Genomic DNA, 17142 nt, shown 5'->3' on the forward strand with positions numbered 1-17142 from the left:
AGACGTCAGTGGCTGAGCCGTACGCCGTCCGGACCACCGGACTGAGCAAGACCCTGGGCACCCACCGCGCGCTGGCCGGGGTGGACCTGACCGTGCCCGCCGGCAGCGTGCTCGCCCTGCTCGGTCCCAACGGCGCCGGCAAGACCACGACCGTGCGGATCCTGGCCACCCTGCTGCGCCCCGACGGCGGCTCGGCGAGCGTGCTCGGCCACGACGTGGTCCGCGACGCCCACCGGGTGCGCTCGCTGATCGGTCTCACCGGCCAGTACGCCGCGCTCGACGAGAGCCTCACCGCCACCGAGAACCTCGTGGTGCTGGCCAGGCTCCTCGGCCGACGCCGTCCGAAGCGACGCGCCGGCGACCTGCTCGAGGAGTTCGGGCTGGCCGAGGCCGCCGACCGGCCGGTCTCGACGTTCTCCGGCGGGATGCGGCGACGCCTCGACATCGCCGCCAGCCTGGTGGGCGACCCGCCGGTGCTCTTCCTCGACGAGCCGACCACCGGGCTGGACCTGCGCACCCGCGTGCAGATGTGGGAGACCGTGCGCCGCCTGGTGGCCCGTGGCAGCACGGTGCTGCTGACCACGCAGTACCTCGAGGAGGCCGACCAGCTCGCCGACCGGGTGGCGGTCATCGACCGCGGCCGGCTGGTCGCCGACGACACCCCCGCCTCGCTCAAGGCCTCCGTCGGCACCACCCGCCTTCACCTCACCGTCGCCGACGTACGCCGCGCGGAGGCCGCGGAGGTCCTCGCCGCGGTCACCGGGCGCGAGCCGACCACACACCGCGACGGCAGCCTCGGGGTGCCGATCGACTCCGGGGCGCTCAGTGCCGAGCTCGTGCTGGCGCTCCAGGCGCGCGGCATCGAGGTCGCCGAGCTCGGGGTGCGCCGGCCCTCCCTCGACGAGGTCTTCTTCGCGCTCACCGGCGCCCGCGGGACGGAGGCGGCATGAGCGGCAGCCACGCGCGCCTCGCCGCGTCGCCGTCCCTGCCGGCCACCGTCTCGCAGTCGCTGACGATGGCCCGCCGCGGGCTGCTGCGGATCCGCCACGACCCGCAACGCCTCTTCGACGTGGTCGCGCTGCCGGTCGTGGCCACCGTCATGTTCGCCAACGTGTTCGGCGGCGCGGTCGCCGGCGGCATCGACGCCTACCTGCCCCGCCTGGTGCCGGGCGTGATGGTGCAGATCGCGGTCACCGCCTCCGTGGTGACCGGGGTGCAGCTGCGCGACGACATGGAGCGCGGCGTCTTCGACAGGTTCCGCTCGCTGCCCATCGCGCGCACCGCCCCGCTGGCCGGCTCGCTGCTGGCCGACGTGGTGCGCTACGTCCTCGCCGTCACGATCACCGTGGGCGTCGGGGTCGCCATGGGCTACCGCCCGGACAGCTGGACCGGGCTGGCCGCGGGTGCGCTGCTGGTCATCGGCTGCGCGTTCGCGATCAGCTGGATCTTCGCGCTGATGGGCGTGGTGATGCGCAGCGCCTCGGCCGTGCAGGGCGCCTCGATGCTGGTGCTGATGCCGCTGTCGTTCATGTCCAACGCGCTCGTGCCCGTCGAGACGATGCCCGGCTGGATGCGCGCGATCGCCGAGGTCAACCCGATCACCCACCTGGTCTCCGCCGTGCGCGCCCTCGCCGCGGGCGACCCGTCGGGCCAGCCCGTCGCGCTGGCCCTCGGCGGCGCGGCGGTGATCCTGCTCGTCGTGTCGCCGCTGACCGTCCGCGCCTACGTGCGCGCCGCCTGATCCCCCTGATCCCCCCAGATCCCGGAGAACCCGTGCCGCTGCTCCCTCCGCCCCACGCCCGCGCCAACCGGCTCACCTACGACGACGACCTGTTCCTGCGCTCGCGACGGGTGCTGGGGGTGCCGCTGGTCAACCAGACCGTCTGGCGCTTCCCCGAGCCGCTCGACGTCGCCCGCCTGGAGGCCCTGCACCGCCGGCTGGCCACCGGGCGCCTGGCCCGGGTGGCGGTCGCACCCCAGGTGCCGGGGGCCCGGCCGCACTGGGTGCGCAGCGCGGTGAGCGCGCCGCTGGTCGTGGACACCGCACCGGTGGCCCTCGACGGGGTGCTGGCCTGGGCCGACGATGCCGCGCGACTCCCGCTGGACCCGGTCGCCGGACCGACCTGGGCACTGCGGGCGGCCCCCAGCGCCGACCGCGGCAGCGTGCTGTCCTACCTCACCTCGCACGTCGTCGCCGACGGCGGCGCCCACCTGGCCGCGCTGAGCGCCGCGGTGCGCGGCACCGAGGAACCGTGCCTGCCCGTGGACGACGTCGACCGATTCGCGGTACGGCGCCGCGACGACGCTCGCGACGCCGCCCACCAACTGCGCCGGACCGCGCGCGGCGCGGCGATCGCCTGGCGACGCGCCCGCACCCCGCGACCGCCGGTCGAGGGCCAGGTGTCCGCCGACACCCCGCCGCGCCACCCGGCTGCCGGCGACGACACGGCGTACGACGTGGCGACTGCGGTGGTCGACTGCTCGGCGCAGGACTGGGAGCGGGCCGCGGCGGCCGCGGGCGGCACCAGCAACTCGCTGCTGGTCGCCGTCGGGGTCGAGGTGCTGCTCGGGCTGGGGCGCGCCGAGGCCGGCCGCCCGGTGCGCGTGGCGGTGCCGGTCAACCTGCGCACCGGCGACGCCGACCTGCGCGCCAACGCCACGGCCGGCGTCTCGATCGCGGTGGCCACGCAGCTGGTCGGCGGGGTGGGCCGGGTGGCCGGGCTCGAGCAGGTCCGCGCCGCCACCCGCCGCGAGCTCCGCGCGCGCAGCGAGGGCACCCGCCACGACCCCCTCGAGCCCTGGCAGCCGCTGCTGCAGATGGTCCCGGACCGGGCGGTGGCCCGGCTGGCCCGTGACCAGAGCGCGCCGTTGTGCCTGTGCTCCAACCTCGGCGAGCTGGAGGGTGACTACCGTGCCCCGCTGGGGGTGGAGCCCACCTCGGTCGCGATGCGCTCGGTCACCCCCGGCGCGACCCGCGGGCGGATGCGCCGCACCCGTGGCGGGGTGAGCGCCTGGTGGTCGCGCCACGGCGCGCGCGCCACCCTGTCGCTGGTGTGCCTGGACCCCGAGCTGCCCGCCGAGCGCCTCACCCCGCTGCTGGTGGCCGCCTGCGAGCGCTGGGGCGTGCCCGCCACCGCCTGGTGATTCGCGAGTCGGCGCCAATGGCGCGCCGAGTCGGCGCCAATGGCGACGCGCGGACGCGAACGGGGCCCGGCCGCAGATGCGGCCGGGCCCCGTCAGGTGCGCAGTGGATCAGCGCAGGTCGAAGCGGTCCAGCTCCATGACCTTGACCCAGGCGGCGACGAAGTCCTCGACGAACTTGGTCTTGGCGTCGTCCGAGGCGTAGACCTCGGCGAGCGCGCGCAGCTCGGAGTTCGAGCCGAAGATCAGGTCCACGCGCGAACCGGTCCAGCCGGCGGTCGAGGAGAACAGCTCCCCGGCCTCGTCGACGGGGGTCCACTCCTGGCCCAGCTCGAGCAGGTTGACGAAGAAGTCGTTCGTCAGCTGACCCGGCGTCGTGGTGAGGACACCGGTCTTCGAGCCGTCCCAGTTGGTGTCGAGGACCCGCAGGCCACCGACGAGGACGGTGGTCTCGGGAGCGCTCAGCGTGAGCAGGTTCGCCCGGTCGAGCAGGAGGTACTCGGTGGGGACCTTCGAGGTGCGCGACAGGTAGTTGCGGAACCCGTCGTGGCGCGGCTCGAGGGCCTTGAAGGAGTCGACGTCGGTCTGCTCGATCGTGGCGTCGGTGCGACCCGGGGTGAACGGGACCACGATCTCGGTGCCGGCGGCCTTGGCGGCCTGCTCGATGCCCACGCCACCGGCGAGGACGATCAGGTCGGCCAGGGAGACCTTCTTCGACTCGGTGTCGAAGTCGGCCTTGACGCCCTCGAGCGCCTCCAGGACCTTGGCCAGGCGGACCGGGTTGTTGACGGTCCAGTCCTTCTGGGGCTCCAGGCGGATGCGGGCACCGTTGGCGCCGCCGCGCTTGTCGCCACCGCGGAAGGTGGCGGCGGAGGCCCAGGCGACCGAGACGAGCTCGGAGACGCTGAGGCCGGTCGCGACGATCTTCTCCTTGAGCACGACGATGTCGCTGTCGTTGACGAGCTCACCCTCGTGGGCCGGCAGCGGGTCCTGCCAGATGAGGACCTCCTCGGGCACCTCGGGGCCGAGGTAGCGGTCGCGCGGACCCATGTCGCGGTGGGTCAGCTTGAACCAGGCGCGGGCGAACGCGTCGGCGAAGGCCTCCGGGTCCTCCTTGAAGCGGCGCGAGATCTTGTCGTACTCCGGGTCGACGCGCAGCGCGAGGTCGGAGGTCAGCATGCGCGGCTCGCGCTTGCCGTCGCCGAACGCCTCGGGCACCAGGCCGTCGCCGCCGTTGTTGACCGGACGCCACTGCAGCGCACCGGCGGGCGACTTGAACTGCTCCCACTCGTAGCTGTAGAGGATGTGGAAGAACTCGTTGTCCCAGCGGGTCGGGTGGTAGGTCCAGGTGACCTCCAGGCCCGAGGTGATCGCGTCGATGCCCTTGCCGGACTCGTACGACGACTTCCAGCCCAGGCCCTGCTCCTCGATCGGGGCGGCCTCCGGCTCCGGGCCGACCAGGCCGGCGTCGCCGGCACCGTGGGTCTTGCCGAAGGTGTGGCCGCCGGCGATCAGCGCGACGGTCTCCTCGTCGTTCATCGCCATGCGGGCGAAGGTCTCGCGGATGTCCTTGGCGGAGGCGAGCGGGTCGCCGTTGCCGTTGGGGCCCTCCGGGTTGACGTAGATGAGGCCCATCTGCACCGCGGCGAGCGGGTCCTCGAGGTCGCGCTCACCGGTGTAGCGCTCGTCGCCGAGCCACTCGGTCTCGGGACCCCAGTAGACGTCGGCGTCGGCCTCCCAGACGTCCTCGCGGCCGCCGGCGAAGCCGAAGGTCTTGAAGCCCATGTCCTCGAGCGCGACGTTGCCCGCGAGGATCATCAGGTCGGCCCAGGAGATCTTCTGGCCGTACTTCTTCTTGACCGGCCACAGCAGACGCCGGGCCTTGTCGAGGTTGGCGTTGTCGGGCCAGCTGTTCAGCGGCGCGAAGCGCTGCTGGCCGGCGCCGGCGCCGCCGCGGCCGTCGCTGATGCGGTAGGTGCCGGCGCTGTGCCAGGCCATCCGGATGAGGAAGGGGCCGTAGTGCCCGAAGTCGGCCGGCCACCAGTCCTGGGAGTCGGTGAGGGCCTGCGCGATGTCGCGCTTGACCTCAGCGAGGTCGAGGGAGCTGAACGCGTCGGCGTAGTCGAAGTCCTCGCCCAGCGGGTTGGCGACCGCGGGGTTCTTGGCGAGGATCTTGAGGTTGAGCTGGTTGGGCCACCAGGTCTTGTTGGCGTCACCCTGGGCGGGCAGCGGCTGCTGGGAGCCGTGCATCACGGGGCAACCCCCGCGGGCGTCGCTCTCATCGTTCATCTCGCCAACGACTGCGTCGGGGCTGTCAGCCACAGTGTTTCCTTCCGGTTCTTCGGGCATGGGGTTCACGAACTGGTCGTGGAGCAAGAGGGGCACTGGCCCCAATAGACGACCTCGGCCTCATCGATGCTGAAGCCGTGACCGTCCGAGGGAGTGAGGCAGGGGGCAACCCCGACCGCACAGTCGACGTCGACGATCACGCCGCAGGAGCGGCACACCAGGTGGTGGTGGTTGTCGGCGACGCGGGACTCATAGCGGGCCACCGAGCCCTGGGGCTGGATCCGGCGGATCAGCCCCGACTCGGTGAGGACCCGCAGCACGTCGTACACCGCCTGCTGGGAGACTTCTCCCAGGCGTCCACGGACGGTGCCGTAGATGGTCTCGGTGTCGGCGTGCGGAAGGTCATGGACCGCGTCGAGCACGGCGACCCGAGGCTTCGTGACCCGCAGGCGGGCCCCGCGCAGCAGGTCTTCGTGATCGGTGGTCGGCACGCGCTGATCATGGCACAGTTGTTTGGAATGGTTCAATTTTGTTTCGCTCAGTGGGCTCCGGGTCGACCCGGGCACGGGCGAGGATCAGCACCGCGCGGTCGTCCTCGCCGCGTGGCACCTGCGCGATGATCCGCCTCGCGGCGCCCGGCAGTCCCTCGCGCATGGCGACCGCGCCGACCGTGCGCAGCCAGTCGATCCCCTCGTCGAGCGAGGCCGACCGGGACTCCACGACACCGTCGGTGTAGAACATCAGCGCCTCGCCGGGCCCCAGCCGTCCGGTGGTGGCCTCCAGGTCGGGGTCCGCGACGATCCCCAGGGCGGTGCCGCGCGCGGCGTCGACCGCCCAGGACTCCCCGTCCCAGCGCAGCGCCGGCGGGTGCCCTGCGCTGTGGATGGCGTAGTCGCCGCTCTCCAGGTCGACCAGCACGTGGACCGCCGTCGCCATCGCCTCGTCGGAGGGCTGGCGCAGCAAGAAGGTGTTCGCCGCGCGCATCAGCGGCTCCGGCGGCAGCGCACCGATCAGACCACCCAGCGCGCCCGCGAACTGCAGTGCGTCCGGGCCCGCGTCGACGCCCTTGCCGCAGACGTCGACCAGCACCATCTCCAGATCCCGACCACCCTCGCAGCGGGTGCGCAGATCGGCGACGAGGAAGTCGCCGGCGTACCCGGCCTCGTGGGCGGCGAGCATGGCCGACTGCGAGTGCCAGCCGGCGGGCAGCGGCGGCACCGTGGCCTGCGCCTGGAGCCGGTCGCGCAGCTCGGCGAGGACGGCCTCGCCGAGTGCCGCGGGCAGGCCGGAGCGCTGCCGGCTGGACTGCACGAGGATCACCGCGACCCCCGCGACCATGCCGAGCACCGCGCTCACGCGCAACGTGCCGGACGGGCCGTCCAGCACCACCGCGACCACGCCGAACACGAGCGCGACGGCGCACAGCGCGGCGAGCGGGCGAAAGCGCAGCAGCACCATGCCGAGCAGCAGCCAGACGAAGTACGCCGTGAGCGGCATCCAGGTGTACTCCACCAGGGAGACCGCGAACGACGCGGTGAGGCCGGCCAGCAGGAGCACCAGCGAGAGCTGTTGGCTGCGACGCGAGCCCGTGCTCCACTGCAGCACCCGCCCGCGGCCCGTGCCGTGGGAGCGCTGCCAGGTGCGCCGCAGCGCCCGGGTGCCGACGATCACGCGCGCAGCGTAGCGGCCGCAGACCCCGACGTGGGGCGTTCCGGCAGGTCTCTCCCCCGCACTGGCACAGTGATCCCATGGAGCACCCGCCTGCCGCGTACGCCGTGTCGGCGCTGCTGAGCGCCCATCGCTGCGGTGCCGGCGGCGACCCCGATCTGGAGAACACCCGGCCCGCACTGGAGCGCGCGATCACGCTCGGGGTGGAGTACGTCGAGTTCGACGTGCACCGCTGCGGCGACGGCGCGCTCGTGCTGTTCCACGACGACTGGCTGTGGATCGGCGGTCAGCGGCACTGGATCCGCGAGGTGACAGTGGACATGCTGTCCGCGCAGTCGGAGCACTTCCTGCGTTATGAGGAGGCGCTGGAGATCCTGGCCGGGCGGGCCCGCGCCCACCTCGACCTCAAGTTCTCCTCCCCCGGCGGGGTCGCGGAGGTCGCGGCCGTGCGCCGCGCGGTGGAGCTGCTCGGTGCGGAGAACCTCGTGGTGACCACCCTGGACGACCGCTCGGTGCGCGCGGTGCGCAACTGGGCCGACGAGGAGGGGCTGCCGCTGCTGGTCGGGCTCTCGCTGGGCCGCGGCGTCCGGGGGCTGCCCTGGCGGGTGCAGGCACGGATCCGCATCTCCGAGCTGCGCCCGCGACTGCGCTACCGCGCCTCGCGGGCAAACGTCATGGTCGCCAACCACGCCCTCGCGCGGTTGGGCGTCGGTGCCCTCGCGCGCCGTTGGGGGCTGCCGCTCCTGGTGTGGACCATCGACACCGAGCGATCCTTGGCGTACTGGCTGCGACCCGGCCGGGCCTGGTTGGTCACCACCAACCGACCCGAGCTGGCCCTGGCGATCCGGGAACGCCAGACCCGCAGGGCCCGGGGGCGGCTGCCCGGACCGGGGCGCCGGCGACGCGCCGCTCGACCCGGGTCTGGGAGCATGCGGGCATGACGCACGAGCAGGAGACCGAGACCGTCGTGGACGTGCTCGGCGAGCCGTTCCACGCCGAGACGCTCACGCTCGCCGACGACGACGAGGGCGCCGTCGTCGCGACCCTCGTCACCCGACGTGCCGAGCAGCCGACCGGCCGCGCCGTCCTGCACGTGCACGGCTTCGCCGACTACTTCTTCCAGACCGAGTACGCCGCGTGGTGGTGCGCCCGCGGCTACGACTTCTACGCCCTGGACCTGCGCAAGTACGGCCGCTCGCTGCTCGCGCACCAGACCCCCAACTACGTCACCGACCTCGACGACTACCGCGAGGAGATCGACGAGGCCTGGCGCCGCATCACCGTGCGCGACGGCCACCGCCAGGTCGTCGTCTCGGCGCACTCGACCGGCGGCCTCACGCTGCCGCTGTGGGCCGACGCGCGTCGTCCTCCCGAGCTCGTCGGGATGGTGCTCAACTCCCCCTGGCTCGACCTGCAGGGCAGCGCCTTCCTGCGCACCATCGGCACCGTCGCGCTCAAGCAGCTGGGCCAGCGTCAGCCGCGCCGGGCGATCCCGCGCAGCGTGAACGGCCTCTACGGCGCCAGCCTGCACCGCGAGCACCACGGCGAGTGGGACTTCGACCTGACCTGGAAGCCGCTGGAGTCCTTCACGGTGTACGCCGGGTGGTTGCGCGCGGTGCGCAACGGCCACGCCCGGCTCCAGTCCGGGCTCGACGTGCCGGGTCCCGTGCTGGTGCTGTCCTCGGGTGCCAGCAGCTGGCCCACCGTGATGGGCGAGGACGTCCACGGCCACGACATCGTCCTCGACGTCGCCCACATCCGCCGCTGGGCGACCGCGATCGGCACCCACGTGACCTATGTGGCGGTCCCCGGCGCGCGCCACGACGTGGTGCTCTCCCGCCCCGAGCCGCGCCGGCGTGTCTACGCCGAGCTCGAGCGATGGCACGCGGCGTACCTCGCCGATCGCGATTCGGCAGATCCGGTGCCCGCCGAGCGGCAGTGACGCTAGGGTCCGCCGCATGGATCCTGTGACCGGCCTCTCACTCGGCCGCATCGTGCTCGGTGCCGCCTCCCTCGCCCGTCCCGACGTGGCGGCGAACGCCTTCCGTCTCGACGCCGCCGCGAACCCGCAGCTGCCCTTCGTGCTGCGCCTGTTCGGCGCCCGGGAGATCGCGCTCGGCGCGCTCACGCTGGTCGCGCCGCCCGCGGGTCGGCGCGCGCTGCTCGCCACCGGCGTCGCCGTCGACGCCGCGGACATCGCGACCGCCGTGCAGGGCCATCGCGCCGAGGGGATCAGCCGGCAGGCCGCCCTCGGGCTGCTGGTGCCGGCGGCCGGCGCCGTCCTGGTCGGGCTGACGGCGCTGCGCCGTCCCCGCGGCTGACCCACGGGCGCCTCGCGGCGAGGAAGCCGTCAGACGGCGAACGAGACCAGGGCCACGACTCCGACGGTGACGATGACCGCGCGCAGCGCGGTCGGCGGGAGCCGGCGTCCGTACGACGCGCCGATCTGGCCGCCGATGACCGCGCCGACGGCGATCAGCAGCACCACCAGCCAGTCCACGTCGGCGACGACGGCGAAGATCAGCCCGGCCACCGCGTTGACCAGGCCGGCGGCGACATTCTTCACCGCGTTGAGGCGCTGGATGGAGTCATCGACGCCGATCCCGAGGATGCCCATCAGGATCACCCCCTGCGCGGCGCCGAAGTAGCCGCCGTAGACGCCGCTGGCGGCGGCGGCCGGGACGACCCAGCCCGCGTCGGGGCGCTGGCCGTTGGTCTCGCCGTGGCGCCTGGCGACCCACCGGGACAGGCGCGGCCCGACGAGGACCAGCAGCACGCCGAGCGCGATGAGGACCGGCACCACCCGCTCGAAGGCGTCGGCGGGCAGCACCAGCAGCAGCACCGCGCCCACGGTGCCGCCGACCAGCGAGGCGAGGCCGAGGCGAACCACCCGGGCGCGCTGGCCGCGCAGCTCGCGGCGATAGCCCCAGGCCCCGGAGATCGAGCCGGGGACCAGGCCGATGGTGTTGGAGGCGTTGGCGGTCACCGGCGGCACCCCGAACGCGAGCAGCGTGGGGAACGTGATCAGGGTGCCGGATCCGACGATGGTGTTGATCGTGCCCGCGGCGACGCCAGCCGCCGTGATCGCGAGCGCTTCGAGGATCCCCAATCCCTCAGCCGGCCGTGGGTGCGTCGGCCGGGGGCTCCGGGTCCGCGGGGGCCGGCGGGAGAACGGGGTCGGGCGAGCCGGGGTTGGCCGCGGAGGCAGCCTCGGCGATCGCCGCCTGGACGGCCTCGTTGGCCGAGCGCGCGGTCGCGCTGTCCTCGCGGGTCTCGACCGCTCCCGGACCCATGTCGACGCGGGTGCGGGGACCGTCGACCTCCTGGGGGATGCCGCGCAGGTCGTTCATCGTGGAGCCGAGGCCCTCGAGCGCCTTGCCGATCTCGCTGGGCACGATCCACACCTTGTTGGCGTCGCCCTCGGCGATCTTCGGCATCATCTGGAGGTACTGATAGGCCAGCAGCGACTGGTCCGGGCGCCCGTCGTGGATCGCCTGGAAGACGGTCTGGATGGCCTGGCCCTCACCCTGGGCCCGCAGGATCTGCGACTCCCGCTCGGCCTGGGCGCGCAGGATCTGCGACTCCCGCTCACCTTCGGCGTTGAGGATCGCGGACTGCTTGTTGCCCTCAGCGGTGAGGATCGCCGACTGGCGCTGGCCCTCCGCGGTGAGGATCAGGGCGCGCTTGTCGCGGTCGGCGCGCATCTGCTTCTCCATCGCGTCCTTGATCGAGGGCGGCGGGTCGATGCCCTTGATCTCGACGCGGTTGACGCGGATGCCCCACTTGCCGGTCGCCTCGTCGAGGACGCCGCGCAGCCCGGAGTTGATCTCCTCGCGGCTGGTCAGCGTCTGCTCGAGGTCCATGCCGCCGACGATGTTGCGCAGCGTCGTCATCGTGAGCTGCTCGACGGCCTGGATGTAGTTGGCGATCTCGTAGGTCGCGGCGACCGGGTCGGTGACCTGGAAGTAGATGACGGTGTCGATGGACACCACGAGGTTGTCCTCGGTGATCACCGGCTGCGGCGGGAAGCTGACGACCTGCTCGCGCAGGTCGATCACGTAGCGGACCTTGTCGATGAACGGCACGACGATGTTGAGGCCCGCCGGCAGCGTCTGCTTGTACTTGCCGAACCGCTCGACCACGCCGGCGCGTGCCTGGGGCACGATCCGCACGGTCTTGGCCAGGATCGTGACGACGAGCACGAACAGCAGGCCCAGCAGGATCAGGACGATCGTGCCCCCCATGGCTTCTCCTCCGGTAGATGAATCGGTGGTGCGTGACGTGCGGTGTGGTGCCGGCTCACTCGAGCCGCGCCACCGGGTGGACATAGGCGGTGGCTCCGCGGATCTCGAAGACCTCGACGGTCTCCCCCGGCTCGATGGTGAGGGTGGAGTCGTACGGCGCCGCCGACCAGATCTCCCCGCCGAGGCGGACCCGGCCGATCTCCAGGCCGCTGAGGCGCTGGGTCACCGTGCCCTGCTGCCCGACCAGCTTGCCGTGGCCGAGGGTGAGCTCGGGGCCGCCGTGCATGCGGCGCACCAGGGTGGGCCGCAGCACCGCCAGGGTGGCGGCCGAGACGCCGGCGGCGACGAGCGCCGACACGACGACGGGGGCCCCGACCAGGGCGGCGCCCATGCCCGCGAGGGCGCCGAACGCGAGCATCGCGAAGATCAGCTCGAGGCTGAAGATCTCGACCACGCCGAGCGTCATCGCGAGCGCCAGCCAGGCAGCCCACTGGTTGTCGCTCAGCCACTCCATGCCCAGACCCTACCCGTGAGCCACGGCACGTCGGGCGGTCCAGCGGCCATCCGCGTGGCCCAGCGTCAGCGGCATCCCGAAGGTCGCGGACAGGTGCTCCTCGGTGAGCGTCTCCTCGATCGGGCCGGCCGCCACCACGGCGCCCTTGCGCAGCAGCAGCGCGTGGGTGAACCCGGGCGGGATCTCCTCCACGTGGTGGGAGACCAGCACCATCGCGGGCGAGGTGGGGTCGGCGGCCAGCGCGGACAGCGTGGCGACCAGGTCCTCGCGCCCGCCGAGGTCGAGTCCGGCGGCCGGCTCGTCGAGCAGCATCAGCTCGGGGTCGACCATCAGCGCCCGCGCGATCTGGACCCGCTTGCGCTCGCCCTCGCTCAGGGTGCCGAAGGTGCGGTCGGACAGGTCGCGAACGCCGAGCTCGCCCAGCAGGCTCTCGGCGCGGTCGTGGTCGAGGTCGTCGTACTGCTCCACCCAGCGGCCCACCACGCCGTACGACGCGGAGACGACCACGTCGTGCACGCGCTCGGAGCGCGGGATCCGGTCGGCCACGGCGGCGCTGGTCACGCCGATGCGGGGGCGGAGGTCGAAGACGTCGACCAGCCCGAGCACCTCCTCGAGCACCGCGGCGACGCCGGTGGTGGGGTGGATCTGGGCGGAGGCCAGCTGCAGCAGCGTGGTCTTGCCGGCGCCGTTGGGGCCGAGGACGACCCAGCGCTCGTCGGCCTCCACGGTCCAGTTCACGGTGTCGAGCAAGGTGGCCTGACCCCGACGGATGGTGACATCGGCGAAGTCGAGGACGGCAGTCATGCGGGCCACCCTAACGGGGCGGCTTCGGCGGTCGGCGTACAGTCTCGGGCCGTGTCCACGAACCTGCCCGCCTCCGGTCGCCTCGCGTGGTGGGCGACCGCCTGGCTGCGCGGTCACGTGGTCACCGACCTGGTCGTCGACGCGGTCCTCGGCGACGACGTCACCCACGCCGTGGCGGGCCTGCACGCCCTCGGCCTGGGCGGCCCGGAAGGCACCGACACCCTGGTCGGCGGCCTGGCGCGGCTGCGCGCGGAGGGGGCACGGAGCGTCGGCGCGGCGTTCCCCGTCGAGGGCGACCCGGTCGGTCTGGGCGGGCCCGCGGACTTCAACGCAGCCGCGCTCGAGGCCGGCGAGGCGGTGGTCACCGACGTCGGGGTGGGCCTGGTCCCGGTCAGCGTCGGACCCGCGACCACCTGGGTCGCGCACCGTGCCCAGCGCCGACAGCTGCCCGACGTCGGCGAGGCGGACCGGGCGCTACGACGCGAGCTGTTGGAGGCGGCGTCGGCCCTGGCCGCGCTCGACGTGGCCCGTTGGCGTCCCGAGGTCGCGGACCTGCTGATGAACCTGCGCCACCGCGCTCCGCTGAGCGCCCCGCCCGGGGTGCCGCCGCGCTGCGTCGACCTCGCCGAGCGCGCGACGCAGGCGGTGGCGATCGTCGAGGCTGCCCTGGTCGACGACGGCGCCGCGATCAGCGCCCACGAGGCGGATGCTCGCCGGGCCGCGCTCGTCGGGCTCGACCGTGCCGGTCGGCGCGCCCTGGTCGCGGCGTGCTCGCCCGAGGCGTGGCCACCAGGCTGAGCCGATCCCCGTGGCGGGGCCGCGGAACGGTAGCCTCGTCCCGCGATGACACAGACCCCAGGCGCCCGGCCCGAGACCCTCCTGATCACGCTCACCGGCAAGGACCGGCCCGGCGTGACCTCCGCCGTCTTCACGACCCTCGCGCAGACCCACGTGCAGGTGCTCGACGTCGAGCAGATCGTGCTGCGCCGCCGGCTGGTGCTCGGCGTGCTGGTCACCGCACCGCGCGACTGGCGCCGCCTCAGCGACGCCGTGCACCGCACCGGTGAGGAGCTCGGCATGAGCGTCGAGATCGAGCCCGGCACCGGTGACAACCGCCCGCGCCCGCAGGGCCGCTCCCACGTCACGCTGCTGGGCACCCCGCTGCGCCCGGCCGCGATGGCCGCGATCGCCGGGCGGATCGCCGACGCCGGCGCCAACATCGACCGCATCGAGCGGATGGCGCGCTACCCCGTCACCGCGATCGAGCTGCACGTCTCCGGCGCCGACCCGGCCCGGCTGCGCGCGCTGCTGGCCACCGAGGCCGCCGCCCAGGGCATCGACGTCGCGGTCCAGCCGGCCAGCCTGGTACGCCGCGGACAGCGCCTGATCGTGATGGACGTCGACTCCACGCTGATCCAGGGCGAGGTGATCGAGATGATCGCCGCCCACGCCGGCTGCGAGGAGAAGGTCGCCGAGGTGACCGAGGCCGCGATGCGCGGCGAGCTCGACTTCGAGCAGTCCCTGCGCGAGCGGGTGCGGCTGCTCGAGGGGGTGCCGGCCAGTGCGCTGGACGAGGTCTACGACTCCATCGTGCTGGCTCCCGGCGCGCGCACCCTGGTGCGCACCCTGAGCCGGCTGGGCTACCGCTTCGCGATCGTGTCCGGCGGGTTCAGCCAGATCACCGACCGGCTCGCCGCCGACCTCGGCATCCACTACGCCCGCGCCAACGAGCTCGAGATCGTCGACGGCCGGCTCACCGGCCGCGTGGTCGGCGAGGTCGTGGACCGCGCCGGCAAGGCCCGCGCGCTGCGCGAGTTCGCCGCGGAGGTCGGGGTGTCGCAGGACGCGGTCATCGCCATCGGCGACGGCGCCAACGACCTCGACATGCTCGGCTCGGCCGGGCTCGGCATCGCCTACAACGCCAAGCCGATGGTGCGTGACGCCGCGGACACCTCGGTCAACGTGCCCTACCTCGACACGATCATGTACCTCCTCGGGATCTCCCGCGAGGAGGTCGAGGCCGCGGACGCCGCGGTCGGGATCGTGACGCCCGCCCCGCCGGTGTGATCCGCCCCGCGGCTCAGTCGCGGGGCACGTGGAAGGCGACCACCCGGGCGCCCTCGGCGCCGAGCTCGGCCCACGCGCCGCCGACCTCGAAGACGGTCGTCGCCGCGGTCGGGTAGCCGCCGAGCATCGCGGCGGACGCCTCGGGGTCGCCCTGCCCGCTGTCGAGCTGCTGGGCGAGCACCCCCACCGTGGGGTTGTGGCCGATCACCACCAGGGTGCGCACCGACTCCTCGGTCTCGCGCACCAGGTCCAGGGCGCTGTCCGGCCCCGCGGCGTACAGCCCCTCGTCGTACGACGCGGCGTCGAGGTCCCACCCGGCGCCGGTCGCCACGGACTCCCAGGTCTCCCGGGTGCGCAGCGCACCGGAGACCAGTGCGGCGTCCGCGGTGATGCCCCGCGCGGCGAGCCACTCGCCGCCCGCCCGGGCATCACGGCGCCCACGCGCGGCGAGCTCGCGCTCGTGGTCGCTCGGGCCGTGGGACTCGGCCTGGGCGTGACGCATCAGGACCAGGAGGCGGGGCTGCTCGCTCACGCCTCCCAGCGTGGCACACGAGGGGCTCGCCGGCGCTCAGGCGCCCATCGCGTGGAACCCGCCGTCGACGTGCACGATCTCGCCGGTGGTGGCGGGGAAGAAGTCCGAGAGCAGCGCGCACACGGCCTTGGCGGTCGGGGTGTGGTCGGCGTTGTCCCACCCGAGCGGGGCGCGGGTCTCCCACATCGCCTCGAGGTCGGAGAACCCGGGGATCGCCTTCGCGGCGAGGGTCTTGAGCGGCCCGGCGGACACCAGGTTGCAGCGGATGCCGTCGGCGCCGAGGTCGCGCGCCAGGTAGCGCGAGGTCGACTCCAGGCCGGCCTTGGCCACGCCCATCCAGTCGTACGCCGGCCAGGCGACGGTCGCGTCGAAGGTGAGGCCGACGACCGAGGAGCCGGGGCCCATCAGCGGCTTGACCGCGCGGGCGAGCGAGGCCAGGGAGTACGCCGAGACGTGCACCGCCTGGGCGACGTCCTCCCACGGCCCGGTCATGAACTTGCCGCCGAGCAGCGTCTCGGGGTTGCCGTAGGCGATCGAGTGCACGACGCCGTCGAGGCCGTCGACGTGCTCGCGGACCAGCTGGGGCAGACGCTCGAGGTGCTCGGGGTCGGTCACGTCCAGCTCGAGGACCGGGGGCTCGACCGGCAGCCGCTTGGCGATGCGCCGGGTGATCCCGAGGGCGCGCCCGAAGTTGGAGATCAGCACCGTGGCGCCCTGCTCCTGGGCGACCTTCGCGGTGGCGAAGCCGATGGAGGAGTCCATCGTCACTCCGGCCACCAGGATCCGCTTGCCGTCGAGAATTCCCATGTCGTCCTCTGCTCTCGCGCTCGTGCTCGGTGTGTGCGTGTCTGGTGGGGCGGGTCAGTGACCCATGCCGAGGCCGCCGTCGACCGGGATCACGGCCCCGGTGACGTAGGCGGCGCCGGGCCCGGCCAGCCAGGTGACGGCGCTGGCCACCTCCTCGGGCTGGGCGTAGCGGCCCAGCGGCACCTGGGCCTTGATCGCGGCCTTCTGCTCGTCGCTGAGCACCCCGGTCATGTCGGTCTCGACGAAACCGGGGGCGACGACGTTGGCGGTGATGGAGCGGGACCCGAGCTCGCGGGCGATCGAGCGCGCCATGCCGACCAGGCCGGCCTTGGAGGCGGCGTAGTTGACCTGCCCGGCCGAGCCCAGCATGCCGACCACCGAGGAGATCAGGATGATCCGGCCGCGCTTGAGGCGCAGCATCCCCTTGCTGGCCCGCTTGGCCAGGCGGAAGGTGCCGGTGAGGTTGGTGTCGATGACCGAGGACCAGTCGTCCTCCGACATGCGCAGCAGCAGGGTGTCGGCGGTGATGCCGGCGTTGGCGACCAGCACCTCGACCGGGCCGTGGGCCGCCTCGACCACGGCGAACGCCGCGTCCACGGCCGCCGGGTCGGTGATGTCGCAGCGCACGTCGAGCGCGCCCATCGGCGCGCCGCCGGAACGGGTGGTGACCGCGACCTTGTCGCCCTGGGCCAGGAACGCCTCGGCGATGGCGCGACCGATGCCGCGGTTGCCGCCGGTGACGAGCACCGAACGCGGGCTCGTCGAACTGGTCTCGGACGTCTGGGCAGGCGTTGCGTCACTCACGTCGCCTGACGCTAGTGATTACCGAGGGGTAGACGAAAACACCTCTCCGCCGCCGGCCGGATCATCGGTCGAGTCGAGACTTCTGAGGCGTTGAGTCGAGACTTCTCACGGTCGAGTCGAGACCTCGGCGCGCCATTCGCGCCGACTCGCCGCGCCATTCGCGCCGACTCGGCATGCCGTCACCGGGTGTGCCCGCACCGGCGGATGACAGGGGCGTCTACCGAAGCAGCCGGTGAGCGGCCGGCGTGGGTGTCGGGAGCCACCGGCGGGGC

18 protein-coding genes are annotated in these 17142 nt (G+C 73.3%); 8 read left to right on the forward strand and 10 right to left on the reverse strand.

Features of this window, described 5'->3' with window-relative positions; genetic code table 11:
• The first annotated feature begins 8 nt into the window (after nucleotides 1-8).
• Genes GFH29_RS10220 through GFH29_RS10230 form a run of 3 tightly spaced genes read left to right on the forward strand, consistent with a single transcriptional unit; the run spans nucleotide 9 to nucleotide 3144 of the window.
• Nucleotides 9-950: an ATP-binding cassette domain-containing protein gene (locus tag GFH29_RS10220; RefSeq protein ID WP_153323339.1), complete on the forward strand. Its 942-nt coding sequence runs from the start codon at nucleotides 9-11 to the stop codon at nucleotides 948-950.
• Nucleotides 947-1741 carry an ABC transporter permease gene (locus tag GFH29_RS10225; protein WP_153323341.1) on the forward strand — a complete coding sequence of 265 codons (795 nt, stop codon included), beginning with the start codon at nucleotides 947-949 and terminating at the stop codon, nucleotides 1739-1741. The genes GFH29_RS10220 and GFH29_RS10225 overlap by 4 nt, the downstream gene beginning before the upstream one ends.
• Nucleotides 1742-1773: 32 nt before the next feature.
• Nucleotides 1774-3144, forward strand: coding sequence for a hypothetical protein (locus GFH29_RS10230; RefSeq protein ID WP_153323343.1), 1371 nt, complete (start codon nucleotides 1774-1776; stop codon nucleotides 3142-3144).
• Nucleotides 3145-3252: 108 nt separating this feature from the next.
• On the opposite strand, the gene katG is transcribed toward GFH29_RS10230, so the two are convergent.
• From katG to GFH29_RS10245, 3 genes are all read right to left on the reverse strand, one after another.
• A complete protein-coding gene (gene katG, locus GFH29_RS10235) occupies nucleotides 3253-5430 on the reverse strand; it encodes a catalase/peroxidase HPI (protein ID WP_194288929.1) in 2178 nt (725 codons plus the stop codon).
• 65 nt (nucleotides 5431-5495) lie between these two features.
• Nucleotides 5496-5921: a Fur family transcriptional regulator gene (locus GFH29_RS10240; RefSeq protein ID WP_153323347.1), complete on the reverse strand. Its 426-nt coding sequence runs from the start codon at nucleotides 5919-5921 to the stop codon at nucleotides 5496-5498.
• Between the two features lie 7 nt (nucleotides 5922-5928).
• Nucleotides 5929-7101, reverse strand: a complete 1173-nt coding sequence (locus GFH29_RS10245; protein WP_153323349.1) for a PP2C family protein-serine/threonine phosphatase — start codon at nucleotides 7099-7101, stop codon at nucleotides 5929-5931.
• A gap of 77 nt (nucleotides 7102-7178) precedes the next feature.
• Between GFH29_RS10245 and GFH29_RS10250 the strand changes: the two genes are divergently transcribed.
• From GFH29_RS10250 to GFH29_RS10260, 3 genes are read left to right on the forward strand one after another with little or no spacing between them, the layout of a single operon-like run.
• Nucleotides 7179-8039 (forward strand): glycerophosphodiester phosphodiesterase, encoded by an 861-nt coding sequence (locus GFH29_RS10250; protein WP_153323351.1) that lies wholly within the window; start codon nucleotides 7179-7181, stop codon nucleotides 8037-8039.
• Entirely contained in the window at nucleotides 8036-9040 is a 1005-nt protein-coding gene (locus GFH29_RS10255; protein WP_153323353.1) for an alpha/beta hydrolase, read from the forward strand. The genes GFH29_RS10250 and GFH29_RS10255 overlap by 4 nt, the downstream gene beginning before the upstream one ends.
• Nucleotides 9041-9056: 16 nt before the next feature.
• On the forward strand, nucleotides 9057-9419 hold the full coding sequence (locus GFH29_RS10260) for a hypothetical protein (protein WP_153323355.1): 363 nt from the start codon (nucleotides 9057-9059) through the stop codon (nucleotides 9417-9419).
• Nucleotides 9420-9448: 29 nt separating this feature from the next.
• Here the strand turns inward: GFH29_RS10260 and GFH29_RS10265 are convergent, their stop codons facing one another.
• From GFH29_RS10265 to GFH29_RS10280, 4 genes are read right to left on the reverse strand one after another with little or no spacing between them, the layout of a single operon-like run.
• Nucleotides 9449-10207: a sulfite exporter TauE/SafE family protein gene (locus GFH29_RS10265; RefSeq protein WP_153323357.1), complete on the reverse strand. Its 759-nt coding sequence runs from the start codon at nucleotides 10205-10207 to the stop codon at nucleotides 9449-9451.
• Nucleotides 10208-10211: 4 nt separating this feature from the next.
• A complete protein-coding gene (locus GFH29_RS10270) occupies nucleotides 10212-11342 on the reverse strand; it encodes an SPFH domain-containing protein (RefSeq protein ID WP_153323359.1) in 1131 nt (376 codons plus the stop codon).
• 55 nt (nucleotides 11343-11397) lie between these two features.
• A complete protein-coding gene (locus GFH29_RS10275) occupies nucleotides 11398-11856 on the reverse strand; it encodes an NfeD family protein (RefSeq protein WP_153323361.1) in 459 nt (152 codons plus the stop codon).
• Between the two features lie 9 nt (nucleotides 11857-11865).
• The gene (locus GFH29_RS10280) at nucleotides 11866-12660 is read right to left on the reverse strand and encodes an ABC transporter ATP-binding protein (protein WP_153323363.1); all 795 of its coding nucleotides are present in this window, start codon (nucleotides 12658-12660) and stop codon (nucleotides 11866-11868) included.
• A 51-nt stretch (nucleotides 12661-12711) separates the two neighbouring features.
• On the opposite strand from GFH29_RS10280, the gene GFH29_RS10285 reads away from it, so the two are divergent.
• Together GFH29_RS10285 and serB are read left to right on the forward strand one after the other, a co-directional pair.
• Nucleotides 12712-13458 carry a hypothetical protein gene (locus tag GFH29_RS10285; RefSeq protein ID WP_153323365.1) on the forward strand — a complete coding sequence of 249 codons (747 nt, stop codon included), beginning with the start codon at nucleotides 12712-12714 and terminating at the stop codon, nucleotides 13456-13458.
• Nucleotides 13459-13503: 45 nt separating this feature from the next.
• The gene (gene serB / locus GFH29_RS10290) at nucleotides 13504-14727 is read left to right on the forward strand and encodes a phosphoserine phosphatase SerB (RefSeq protein ID WP_153323367.1); all 1224 of its coding nucleotides are present in this window, start codon (nucleotides 13504-13506) and stop codon (nucleotides 14725-14727) included.
• Between the two features lie 13 nt (nucleotides 14728-14740).
• Here serB and GFH29_RS10295 read toward each other — a convergent pair whose 3' ends face one another.
• The 3 genes from GFH29_RS10295 to fabG are packed head-to-tail and all read right to left on the reverse strand — an operon-like array spanning nucleotide 14741 to nucleotide 16870.
• Nucleotides 14741-15259, reverse strand: coding sequence for a SixA phosphatase family protein (locus tag GFH29_RS10295; protein WP_228387869.1), 519 nt, complete (start codon nucleotides 15257-15259; stop codon nucleotides 14741-14743).
• 36 nt (nucleotides 15260-15295) lie between these two features.
• Entirely contained in the window at nucleotides 15296-16066 is a 771-nt protein-coding gene (fabI, locus tag GFH29_RS10300; protein ID WP_153323369.1) for an enoyl-ACP reductase FabI, read from the reverse strand.
• A gap of 54 nt (nucleotides 16067-16120) precedes the next feature.
• Nucleotides 16121-16870 carry a 3-oxoacyl-ACP reductase FabG gene (gene fabG, locus GFH29_RS10305; RefSeq protein WP_153323370.1) on the reverse strand — a complete coding sequence of 250 codons (750 nt, stop codon included), beginning with the start codon at nucleotides 16868-16870 and terminating at the stop codon, nucleotides 16121-16123.
• Nucleotides 16871-17142: the final 272 nt, after the last annotated feature.

This window comes from Nocardioides sp. dk884 (genome assembly GCF_009557055.1).
GTDB lineage: Bacteria > Actinomycetota > Actinomycetes > Propionibacteriales > Nocardioidaceae > Nocardioides.

Excerpts from the sequence above, each read along its gene's own strand:
- GFH29_RS10225 (WP_153323341.1), top strand. The coding sequence starts at position 947 with ATGAGCGGCAGCCACGCGCGCCTCGCCGCGTCGCCGTCCCTGCCGGCC.
- GFH29_RS10280 (WP_153323363.1), bottom strand. The coding sequence starts at position 12,660 with ATGACTGCCGTCCTCGACTTCGCCGATGTCACCATCCGTCGGGGTCAG.
- GFH29_RS10255 (WP_153323353.1), top strand. The coding sequence starts at position 8,036 with ATGACGCACGAGCAGGAGACCGAGACCGTCGTGGACGTGCTCGGCGAG.
- GFH29_RS10250 (WP_153323351.1), top strand. The coding sequence starts at position 7,179 with ATGGAGCACCCGCCTGCCGCGTACGCCGTGTCGGCGCTGCTGAGCGCC.
- GFH29_RS10270 (WP_153323359.1), bottom strand. The coding sequence starts at position 11,342 with ATGGGGGGCACGATCGTCCTGATCCTGCTGGGCCTGCTGTTCGTGCTC.
- GFH29_RS10275 (WP_153323361.1), bottom strand. The coding sequence starts at position 11,856 with ATGGAGTGGCTGAGCGACAACCAGTGGGCTGCCTGGCTGGCGCTCGCG.
- katG (WP_194288929.1), bottom strand. The coding sequence starts at position 5,430 with ATGAACGATGAGAGCGACGCCCGCGGGGGTTGCCCCGTGATGCACGGC.
- serB (WP_153323367.1), top strand. The coding sequence starts at position 13,504 with ATGACACAGACCCCAGGCGCCCGGCCCGAGACCCTCCTGATCACGCTC.
- fabI (WP_153323369.1), bottom strand. The coding sequence starts at position 16,066 with ATGGGAATTCTCGACGGCAAGCGGATCCTGGTGGCCGGAGTGACGATG.
- GFH29_RS10260 (WP_153323355.1), top strand. The coding sequence starts at position 9,057 with ATGGATCCTGTGACCGGCCTCTCACTCGGCCGCATCGTGCTCGGTGCC.